The organism is Bradyrhizobium sp. CCBAU 11430 (genome assembly GCF_028128855.1).
Lineage (GTDB): Bacteria > Pseudomonadota > Alphaproteobacteria > Rhizobiales > Xanthobacteraceae > Bradyrhizobium > Bradyrhizobium ottawaense.
The window spans coordinates 229,281-240,354 of the sequence record NZ_LBJV01000067.1 but is presented as its reverse complement, the minus strand read 5'-3'; the positions used below and the strand labels follow the sequence as shown (position 1 = coordinate 240,354).

At 62.9% G+C, this 11,074-nt stretch carries 4 protein-coding genes; 2 read left to right on the top strand and 2 right to left on the bottom strand.

Annotated features, from left to right (window positions below):
* Window positions 1-6,570 (bottom strand): VCBS domain-containing protein (locus XI04_RS27265; protein ID WP_271611332.1); only part of this gene is annotated, 6,570 nt, incomplete at its 3' end.
* An 882-nt stretch (window positions 6,571-7,452) separates the two neighbouring features.
* Between XI04_RS27265 and XI04_RS27260 the strand changes: the two genes are divergently transcribed.
* Together XI04_RS27260 and XI04_RS27255 are read left to right on the top strand one after the other, a co-directional pair.
* Entirely contained in the window at window positions 7,453-8,553 is a 1,101-nt protein-coding gene (locus tag XI04_RS27260) for a helix-turn-helix transcriptional regulator (RefSeq protein WP_271623826.1), read from the top strand.
* 260 nt (window positions 8,554-8,813) lie between these two features.
* On the top strand, window positions 8,814-8,987 hold the full coding sequence (locus tag XI04_RS27255; RefSeq protein WP_271623825.1) for a hypothetical protein: 174 nt from the start codon (window positions 8,814-8,816) through the stop codon (window positions 8,985-8,987).
* Between the two features lie 176 nt (window positions 8,988-9,163).
* Here the strand turns inward: XI04_RS27255 and opgC are convergent, their stop codons facing one another.
* Window positions 9,164-10,591, bottom strand: coding sequence for an OpgC domain-containing protein (gene opgC / locus XI04_RS27250; RefSeq protein ID WP_028144289.1), 1,428 nt, complete (start codon window positions 10,589-10,591; stop codon window positions 9,164-9,166).
* Between the last annotated feature and the right edge of the window lie 483 nt (window positions 10,592-11,074).

Genomic DNA, 11,074 nt, shown 5'->3' with positions numbered 1-11,074 from the left:
GCCGACATTGGTCGCCCCGACCTGGCCGAACCCGGTCGCGTCGAACGTGTCGTCGAAATTGGTGCCGCGCGCGGCCTCGACGCTGCGGATCGTGTCGGTGCCGACCGTGGCGTCACCGTTCACGGTGCCTGCGGCAAGGTGAACATAGATGCCCGACGTGGTCGTCGTGTCCGAATTGTAGGTGACCTGGTCGTAGCCGCCGCGGCCGTCGATATAGTCGTCGCCGCCGCGACCTTCATAGGTCTCGTAGGTGAAGGCCGCATTGTCGCTGCCGTAGAACGTGTCGTTGGAGGCCGAGCCCCAGATCGTCGAGACGTTGGAGAAGGTGTCGTGGCCCACCGAAGCGTCGCCATCCGCGGTCCCGGCCCCGATGTCGACGATGACCGCGCTGCTCGCGCTCAGATAGGACAGTCGCGTCACTGCCTGCCCCAGGGCGTTGAGATCGCCGATGACGCTATCGTTGCCGCCGCGCCCTTCAAACTCGCTCTGGCCGGCGGCTACGCCGGGCAGACCGGTCGATCCGGTGAATCCGGCCGCATTGAACGTGTCGGCATAATTGCTGCCGACCACACCCTCGATGCCGATGAGCGTGTCTGTCCCGACGCCAGCTCCCGAGGCCGTGCCGGCCGCGAGGTTGACGGCGATGCCGCCGGTCGCATCGGTATAGATGGCGCGATCGAAGCCCGCACCGCCATCGAGAAGGTCGCTGCCGCCGAGGCCCTGGAGGCGGTCGTTGCCACCAAGACCGCTGATGGATTCGGCATTTGCGGTGCCGACGAGGTCGTTCGCGTTTCCGTCGCCGACGATCGGCGCGGCCGGCGCGCCGAACAGGAAATCGCTCGCCGTCAAGCTGCTCAGATTGACGTTCTGAAGCGTGAGGCCGTCACCCGAGCTGAAGGTAATGACCGTGTTGGGGCCGCTCTGCACAGCATGCGCTTGCAAGTCAGAGAGGCTGAAGATGCCGTAGACCCCGGTCAGATCGAGCTTGTCCTGGCCATGGACGAAGTCCTGGATGAAGTCGAAGCCGCCGCCGCTCGCATAGACAAAGGTGTCCACGCCGGCGCCGCCACTGAGGAAGTCGTTGCCGGCACGACCATCCAGGATGTCGTTGCCGACGTTGCCGGAGAGACTGTCGTTGCTGGCGCTGCCGATGATGGTGTCGTTGAAATTGGACCCCAGGACATTGAACACGCCGCCCGTGATGGTGTCGTGGCCGACCGAGCCGTCGCCGTCGGCCGTGCCCGCAGTGAGGTTGACGGTCACGCCGGCAGTGGCGTTGTTGTACTGAATCTGCGTCGCGCCGTTGCCGGTGATCTGGTCGTTGCCGCCCTGCCCCTGGAACGAGGTCCCGCTCGGACCAGAGAATCCCGTTGCGTCGAAGATGTCGGCAAAGTTGCTGCCCAGGGCGCTGTTGACGCCGGTGAACGTGTCGTGACCGGTCGAGCCGTCGCCGGTGGCGGTGCCGCCCGCGAGATTGATGGTCACCCCGCCGGTCGCGTTGGCGAAGATCAGGCGCGTGTTGCCGTTACCGGTGATGACGTCGTCACCGCTCAGCCCTTCGAACTGGTTGAAGGTCCCGTTGTTGCCGACATTCGCGCCGGCCACCCCGTAACCGGTCGCATCGTAGGTATCGTCGAAGTTGGTGCCCTGAATGCCCTCGATCGAACGAAGCGTATCCGTGCCGTTCGAGGCGTCTCCGGTGACGATGCCGGCCGCCATATTGACGGTGATGCTTCCCGTGATGAAGAAGATGTTGTTGTAGGACGAGACGTCGAAGCCGCCGCGGCCGTCGATATAGTCGTTGCCGGCGAGGCCGGTGAAGTTGTCGTTGGTCGCCCCGCCCAGCAGCGTGTCATCGAACATCGAGGCCTGGACGGCGTTGACGCCGGTGAAATGATCGGTGCCGACGGATGAATCGCCGGTGGCGGTGCCGGTGACGAAGTCGACCTGGACTCCGGCCGTCGCGTTGTTGAAACCGAGCCGCGTGAAGCCGTTGCCGGTGATGGTGTCGTCACCGCCATTGCCGGTGAACTCGTTGAACGTCCCGTTCGAGCCGGCGTTGACGCTGCCCGAGCCGAAACCGGTGGCATTGTAGGTATCGGCGAAGTTGGTGCCGCGGATCGCCTCGATCCCGCGCAACGTATCCGTGCCGACGGTCGAATCGCCGGTGACGGATCCGGCGGCGAGATTGACCGTAATTCCCGTCGTGGTGTTCGGATCGACGTTGTAGTCCACACGGTCGTAGCCACCGCGGCCGTCGATGTAGTCGTTGCCCGCAAAGCCCGAATACACCTCTGCGGTGAACATCGGATTGTTGCTGCCCAGAATCGTGTCGTTATGCGCGGAGCCCCAGACGCCGTTGAAGCCGGACCCGACGAGGGTGTCGTGGCCCACCGATGCATCGCCTTGGGCATAGCCGGCGACGAGATCCACCGTCACCGCGCCGGTGGCGCTGACATAGGAGACGCGCGTCAGCTCGGCGCCCTGGCTGTTGGTGTTGCTGATGATGGTGTCGTCGCCGCCTCTGCCTTCGAACTCGTTGTAGCCGACAGGGCTACCCGGGACATGGGCGTCGCCGGTGAAGCCCGCCGCGTTGAATGTATCGGCAAAGTCGCTGCCGACGGCAGCTTCGATGTTGACGAGGGTGTCCGTCCCCACGCCGGCGCCGGACGCCGTTCCGGCCGCCAGATCGATCGTGACGCCGCCGGTCGCGTCGGTATAGACGGCGCGGTCGAAGCCCGGGCCACCGTCGAGGATATCGTCACCCGAACCGCCGCCGAGATAGTCCTTGCCAGCGCCGCCAAAGAGGATGTCGTTTCCGTCGCCACCGCTGATGCGATCGTTGCCGTCCTGGCCATCGATCAGATCGTTACCACCTCCGCCCGAAAGCACGTCATCGCCGAGCGAGCCCAACAAGGCGCTACCGACCGGGATCAGCACGGCATTCGCAACCTCAGTGTCGAGATTATCGACAAAACGGTCTGTGAGCTGATCAATCGATTGTTGATCCGAAAAATCGGTCGCGGCGAGTTGGTCGGCAGCCGCGCCTTGAGCGACTTGGCCGGCCTGCGCCAATTCAGTGACGTTCGTGGCAGCCTGAATGCTGTCGTTCGCGGCAGCAACGACCTCGATAACCGTCGCGGCGGCCGCCGCATCGACGCCGGAGGATGTGACGACGCTCTGAACCGTATCGGAAGATGCCAGATCGAAGACGGGCGCGCCGGGGCCGCTCAGAGACGCCGTAATAGCGCTTGCAATCGCTGTAATGACCGCGCCCGTCTCCACGCCGACGGCCGACACCTGAGCGACGGTGCTTTGGACCTGGATGGCTGCCGCGAGCACCGCGGTCGCGGTGGCATCGTTGTTTACCGCATCGGGCACCGGGTCGAACGACCTCAGGTCGACACCTCCGGTGAGATCGAGGTTGAAAGCCGCCGCCACGGCGCTCATGGCCTGGTCCGCCGTCAGCGGATGCTCATCGTTTGCCGTGCTGTCGACCAGTGCGGCGATCAGCGTCGTCAGCGGAGTGATGACGGTGGAGCCCTCCGGCGCCCTCAGCACGCCGGCGACCTGCAATCCCGTCGAGATATCGACGCCGCCGATACTCACGAGCGGACCGGAGCCGCCCGCCAACGTAAAACTGCCGTCAGCCCGTGTCGTCGTGTGCGCCTCGCCTGCGTCGAGTATTCCGTTGTTGTTGGCGTCAGCAAATACGGTTGCGCCGCCGATATAGCCGTCGATATCCAGCGCGTTGATCTCGTTGGCACCGGACGTCACGGTCAGCGCGAGCTCGGCCGAGCTCACCGCCTGATGAACGCCGTCGTCGGAGATGGCGGTGACCTGCAGGGTGAACGGATCCGCGCTGCCGACGGCATGGTTCGGGATCAGGACGACGTTCTGGATTGAGTCGCCCGTCACGAGCCAGGCGCCGTCCCCGATCGCTGCGCCGTTCTGTACCGTAAAGCTCGACGGCACCCCCTCGATCTTCACCGACAAGGTGCTGCCCAGATCGACCTTGTCGGCCGCTATGTGAAGCGTGATGTTTCCGTCGGCGGCGCCCGACGAGTCCTGTACGCTCAGATTCGGTGCGTCCTGCGCGCCATGGATATCGAAGCTGATATTCTTGGTCGTGCCGTCGACGGACGTGACCGTGAAAGTCTCCGTCTTGGTGTCATTGGCGCCGAGATACTGAATAGCGGCGTTGTCGACCGAATAGGTGTAGTGGCCGTCGGCCAGCAGCGTCACCGTGCCGAGGTTGCCTTGTGCCGTGATCTCGCTGGCCTGGAACGCGGCCTGGTTCTGGTCGGCATCGACGATGGACAGCTGCCCGGACGCTGTCAGTTGGCCGTCCTCGGTGACCTCGTGATCCCCGACATTGCCAATGGTCGCGCCGTCATTCTCGCCGTGGATCGTGAACGTGACGTCCTTGGAGGTGCCATCCTGAGAGGTGACCCGGAACGTATCGATCTTGGTTTCGCCGGCTCCGAGATATTGCGCGGCGTTGTTGGCGACAGCGTAGGTGTAGCCGCCGTTGGCCGAGAGGTTCAGCGTGCCGAGATTGCCCGGCCCTGTGAGCACGCCGGCCTGGAATGACGACTGGCCCGCATCCGGGTCGCTGACCGAGATGCTGCCCACCGCGGTCAGATTCCCGGCGTTGTTCGCCGCAAGGTCTTCCGTCACGTCCGCAATGGTGGGATCGCCGATCGTCGCCGCGTGATTGCCGCCGGCCGGGCCATGAACGGTGAAGCTGACCTGCTTGGTGGTGCCATCGACAGCGGTCACGGTGAAGGTGTCGACCTTGACGGCGCCGGCCGCCAGATTGTGCGCAGCACTTTCGGCCACGACGTAGACATAGCTGCCGTCGCCCGACAGCAGCAGGAAGCCCAGATTGCCGGCAGCGGAGCCAACGGCCGGCTTGAACGCCGCCTCGCCCTGATCAACATCCGTGATGCCGATGCTGCCGGACGCGGTGAGCACGAGCGCCGACGGATTGTCGTAGACGTCGTGAACCGTGGGTGTGCCGATCACCGCTGCGTCATTGACGCCCTTGATGACGAAAGAGACCTGCTTGGCCGTGCCGTCGAACGACTTGACGGTGAAGGTTTCGACCTTGGTGTCCCCCGCACCGAGATATTGCACGGCGCTGTTGGCGACCGAATAGCTGTAGGTGCCGTTGGCATTCAGCGTCAGTGCGCCCAGATTGCCCTGCCCCGTGATCACGCCGGCCTGGAACGTGGACTGGTTCTGGTCGGCATCCGAGATCGAGATCGTGCCTGACACCGACAGCGTCGGCGCGCTGGCGTCTTCGGTGACGGTGGTGAAGGCGGGCGCACCGACCACGGCGGCGTCGTTGGTGCCGTGAACCGTGAAGGAGACCTGCTTGGCCGTGCCGTCCAGCGCGCTGACCGTAAACGTCTCGACCCTGGTCTCGCCGGCGCCGAGATATTGAACGGCACTGTTGGCGATCGAATAGGTGTAGCTGCCGTCGGCCTTCAGGGACAGGGTGCCGAAATTGCCCAAGGCGGATACCACGGTGGTCTTGAACGCCGATTCGCCCTGATCGACGTCGGAGATCGCGATCGTTCCAGTGAGCTTCAGGGTCGGATTGCGGGAATCCTCGGTGACATCGGCAGCCGAGGGTGTGCCGATGATTGCGGCATCGTTGGCGCCCTGGATCGTGACGGTCGCCGTCGCCGTCGATGTCAGGCCGGCGCTGTTGGTTACGGTGTAGGTGAAGGTCTCGGTCGCGGACTGGCCGGCGCGCAGCGACTGGAACGCAGAACCCGGGGTATAGGCGATGTTGTGGCCGTCGGCGGCGATGCTGACCGTCCCCAAAATTCCCTGTGTATTGACGGAGGTGACGCGCAGCGTCCCGCCCGCGGGGTTGGTGTCATTGGCGAGCACGTTGATCGCGGTGACGCCGGCATCCTCGCCGATCGTGACGGCGTCGGCATTGGCGACCGGTTTTTGCACGAGCGAAACCTGGAAGACGGCGTCGTTGTAGTCGGCGTCGCCCGGCGCGGTGTAGCTGCCGTTGGACCTGCGCGTCGCGGCGGTATCCTCCCAGGCGATGGTGCCGGTCGCGCCGTCGGCAGTGTCGCCGGCGAGCTTGGCTGCCGTCTGCTGGCTGCCCGTGACCGACGAGGCATAATCGACGCCGCCCGCGTTCTTGGAGGTCTCGGTAAACAACGCATTGGCGCCGGCGCCCGTGAGCAGATCGGGCTTGCCGGCAACGTAGATGACGTTGCCGTTGGCATCGACATCGGCGACCGCCCAGGTGCCGTCCGAAAGCTTGATGACCTTGATGGCGCCGGTGAGATCGTTGGCATCGTTGCGGCCCTGCGCCGCACCATCCGGAATGAGGAAGAACTGGATCTTGCCGAGATCGGCCGTGTTCACCGCGAAGTCGACATGGGAGACACCGGGAGTGAGGGCGCCAGCCCCTTGCGAATCCGCATTTGCAAACAGGATTCCGCCGAGCCCCGTTGAGCTGTTGTACCAACCAAAGGTGTTGCGAAAGGCCGCGGACTCCGAGACAAAACTGGCGCGCAAAATCGTCTGGTCGCTCATGGCGAGCCCCCCTTTAACATTCTGATGCTCAAAGTTCGCCGTCAGCCCAACGGCGCGAGTTGGAAATGAAATGGTCTTGTTATGGTTGTATTGGGTATCGATTCGACGAGGCGTCGTTGCCTGACGGCGAACGGCGAAGTCCTGTCACGGAGCGACGAAGGACTTCTGATAATTGCAAATTGTTTCCATTGTTGCGTGACTGCGTCAAGGCAGCACAGCTGCTAACCTTAAGCGCGGCGTGAATTGAACAGCGCAGCCGAGAGAGCATGTGTCCCGGCTTTGCGATTGCGCCCGAATTCGGCAGACCATGGGATCGAAACTTTGCCGAACTGCAGCACAATACGGGATGGAATGAAGCGATCGCCTTGCCTCCCCGGCTGGCCTTGACCAGATCGCTTAAGCTGCCGAGAAAATGGATTGCGACCGTTGATAGCGCGGCTGAACAATTCGCGCCGCGCCTGGGGACACGAACTGCGACATTCTGACGCGCCCAAATATCCCTGCTGCAGCTCGATATCGGGAGCCGAAAGCCGACGCCGAAATCCGACTGACTCAAGCAAAGCAATGTCATCTCAATTCCTGGTGCAGCAAATATTCCTCGTCCATGGAATAGCGCCGGCACATCTGGACGCATGACCCGAATGGGTCATTCCGGTCCGGGCGCCGCCGCCTTCCGCAGCCATCCGCTAGACTTTCGTCAAGTGCGATTTTTCAGGAAAGACAGGCAAGGGGGCTTGCTTCGAGCCGCCTCCTCACGAAGCATCGCCGGTCGGGGAAACGCGTTGGAGGGCCTCAGATGTCGGGGACTTTCTGCCCGGCATGCAGCAAGAATGCATGCCGGGCTGCAACGAAATGCGCGGGGCTGGGCGAAGGGGACCGCGCTTGAAAGCCGACAAAATCGACGGTGCAGGACTGTCGAGGGTCCTCAATCGACTTGGCGAGGCCGCCGTGAATCCGGAAGCATGGCGCGACATCATGGATGACATCTGCAGGGCGGTGGGCGCGTCGGCGGCCATACTCCTTCAAAGTGACGTCAGGACTCCCGACGTTCCACGCACGGCATCGATCGCCGAGGCCACCGATCTCTACTTCAGGAACAACTGGCACTTAAGAGACCCGCGCGCCAAGGCTTTTCCGCGCATGATGGCGGGCGAGGTCGTGACCGACCTCGATATGATGACCCCGGAGCAGATTCGCGCCGATCCCATGTACAACGAGGTGCTGTTCCCGTTCGGATACCGGTGGTTCGCCGGCATCGGCTTCTGGGCCGACAGCGCAGCGTGGGCATTGACGATCCAGCGAACCGGCCACGAAGGCGCATTCGAGGCACCCGACAAGCAACTGCTTGCCCAATTGGCGCCGCGCCTGACCGAGACCGCCACGCTCGCGACGGTGATGGGAAGGGTCGCGCTCTCCTCGATGACCGATGTGCTCGACCGGGTCCAACAGCCCGCATTGATCCTCAATCGGGAAGGAATGGTCCTGCGCACCAACACGGCAGCCGAAACCGGATTCGACAACGAGATCCGCATCAGGGAGCGGCGCCTCGTTGTTCACGACAAGCAGGCGATGACAAGGCTCGATCAGCTGATCAGCATGATCCGATCGACGCCGGATGCCGCGGCCATGCCCGCCTCTCCAATCCTTGTCCGCCGGACGACAAAGCCACCGGTCGTGTTGCGGATCCTGCCGGTGGACGGCGCGGCGCGCTCCGTCTTCCTCGGCGCTCGCGCCATGCTGATCCTGTCCAACCTCATCCCGCGCGCGGCGCCGGACCCGGCGCTGATCGGCCAGGCCTTCGATCTCACGCCGGCGGAATCCCGGCTGGCCGCCCTGCTTGCAACCGGCACATCGCTCGCCAGCGCGTCCGAGCACCTGCGCATCTCGCGCGAAACCGCCCGCAACCACCTCAAGTCGATCTTCTCGAAGACGGGCGCGCACCGCCAGTCGGAGCTTGTCAGTCTGGTTTCGCAACTTGGTTGATTTGCATCGTCCAGCTCGGGGACCGGGACCGGGGTCCCCGAACCGCACGATTGCGCGCTGCGCACGATGGAGCGGGCGCTGACCATAACGAACGGATCATTCCCTGCGAACAGGGAAATTTACAGGGAAAACGCCCACCGCAGGACCCGCCTTGGCAACGAGAGTTGGCGGGAACCACTTGAAAATCCGCAGAAATCCCGAGCGTCGCGGTCGCATCGGAACAGGGAATTTTTCGCTGGCAAACAGGGACTCTCCTGGCCGTGAGCACGGAAAAATATCCGGCGGACTTCAGTGGCGCGCCTGTCGGACACTGGCAACGCGGCTACAGTGACAAGGTGACCCCGATCATCGACCGGTTTTGCACGGCGCATGCCAAAGCTGACTTTCGGCTCCTGGCCTATGCTCAATCTGCCCGCTGCGGCTGCGTGCTGTGACCTTCGAAATGGCTCCGTACATCAGCAACACGGCGGAACGCCAGATGGCGACTGAACCGTACGATTCCCGTTGCTGAGACATTCGGCCTCTCGCTGCGAAGAAACGCGATCCTTCACCTCCTAGTGATCTCTCAGAGCGGCTTCGAGGTCTGCCGGAACTTTTCCGTGCCGATGCGTCAAAAGCCATATTCCGCCGATGGAATGGTCGCTGTTGCATTCCTGGCTGCAGGCTTCGGCGACGCCGCGATGACATCCGCCTTCGGCCGTACTAATCCGTCTGCGAGGCCAAACACCTGGTACACTCGGTGGGATTGCCTATCCACGAACCAGCAATTGATGACGGGATTCCGGCCGCCGGCCCATCCGAGCTCGCGCAGTCCTCGGCGGAACGCCTCCAAGGGGCGCCAGCCAACGGTGCCCCAGGCAGCCGGCGGGACGCGCACGCCTGCAGCCAGAGCAACAGTCGGCTGCAGCCGGGGCGTGATCTTGACCAAGTTCAGCAGCGTCGCTGCCACGATCATCATGAGGACTCCACCAACGCTGAGCGTGATCTGCATCGCAAGCCCTTCCGATATGTCGAGCAGCGCCAGGAGGCTAGCGAGCGTCAGCAGGACGCCGAGGCAGAAGATTGGCAACGAGTGCTTGCCACAGAGGATGGCGCCGCGCATCACCGCACTCGTCAATGCTTGCCGATTGGGCGGCACGAACCATACCGCCACAACCGCTAGAGCCAAGAAATGCAATAGACGCAACGGATCGAGATTGGATTTGTCTAGCGGGTAAGCCAATTTGGTCAGCCCCTGCGGGATCAACGCTTCCAACGGCTTGATTCTCCAGCTCAATGCGATGACGAGGCTGAAGATCAGATAGAGAGCGGCGGGCACGAGCACCGTGCGAGACGTTAGCCAGGGGCGCACTCTTTCGCCCTCGATTATCATCCACGCACCAAGAACCGCCAATAGCTGCCAGGCCAGTGGATTGAAAGCCCAATGGCCGCTCGGCCACGCCGGCATGGACCAGCCGAACATTTGCACTAGCGCATAAAGCGCCAGCGAGGCGCCAAGCGTCACGTTCGGCATTCGGAGCAGCAACCACAGCAACGGCGCGAAAAAGAGGTGGAGAAGCACGAAGTTCGGCAATACGTCGGTATTGACCGGACGGTATTGCAGAATCGCTGCGTGGGCGAGCGCCGAGCCCGGCTGATCCAACAGAATGCGCGTATTGCTCTCATCAGCAAGACGGTCCCCGCCTGCGAGGTGAACCAAGATGGCGCAGGCGAGCGTCAGCAGCAGAAATGCGACATAGATGTCCCAACTTCGCCGCAGGGTCCGGCGGATCACGCTGGTCCACCCCTCGCAACTCCGTACTTTGCCGTAGGCTAGCGCGCAGGTGACTCCCGAGACGAACATGAACACTTCCGCGGCATCGCTGAAGCCGTAGTTCCGTAGCGTCAGCCAACTTCCAATGTTATTGGGGACATGATCAAGAAAGATGCACCAGAGCGCGATGCCGCGGCAGGCATCAATGCGAGGGTCGCGGCTGTTGACTTTGAGCTCCGGCGGAGCGCCCGCAAATAGCTTCGGGGATGCGGTCCGATCCTGCATTGGCTTGCCTCGTCCAGGGTACGCGCAGGCTTCGAGAGGAACGATCGAGAGGAACGATCGAGAGGAACTGAATGTAACAAAAAGCACGCTGCGGGATTCTGACAGCGACGCAGTCCAGAATTGCTTCACACCGACCCGGCCACAACAGCAACTGCGACAATGACGATATGGCCGGGCTGCGCAAAACCCTCTGGTGGAATGGCTGACTGTCGTCATCATCGTGCAAGCGCCGCAGCCTGTAAATCGGCCGGAGGTCGGTACAGAGAGGTGCCTAGGTCCTATGACCAAGGTACCGTCCGTCCTGCCGTCCGTTTGACCTTGGTCAGACATATGATGAGCAATTCATCGCTCGCATTAGAAGGGGCCCGCGAGCTGCGCGCTTCACGTAGTCCGCTCCCTTCTTACCTGACGGCGAACCGCCGGCCGGAGCCGAGATAGAAGATGGACGATTTCGAAGGTGGGTATATGATTTCCTATTGATCT

Bases quoted from the DNA above. Each gene is read 5' to 3' on its own strand.
- opgC (WP_028144289.1), bottom strand. From the start codon at position 10,591: ATGCAGGATCGGACCGCATCCCCGAAGCTATTTGCGGGCGCTCCGCCG.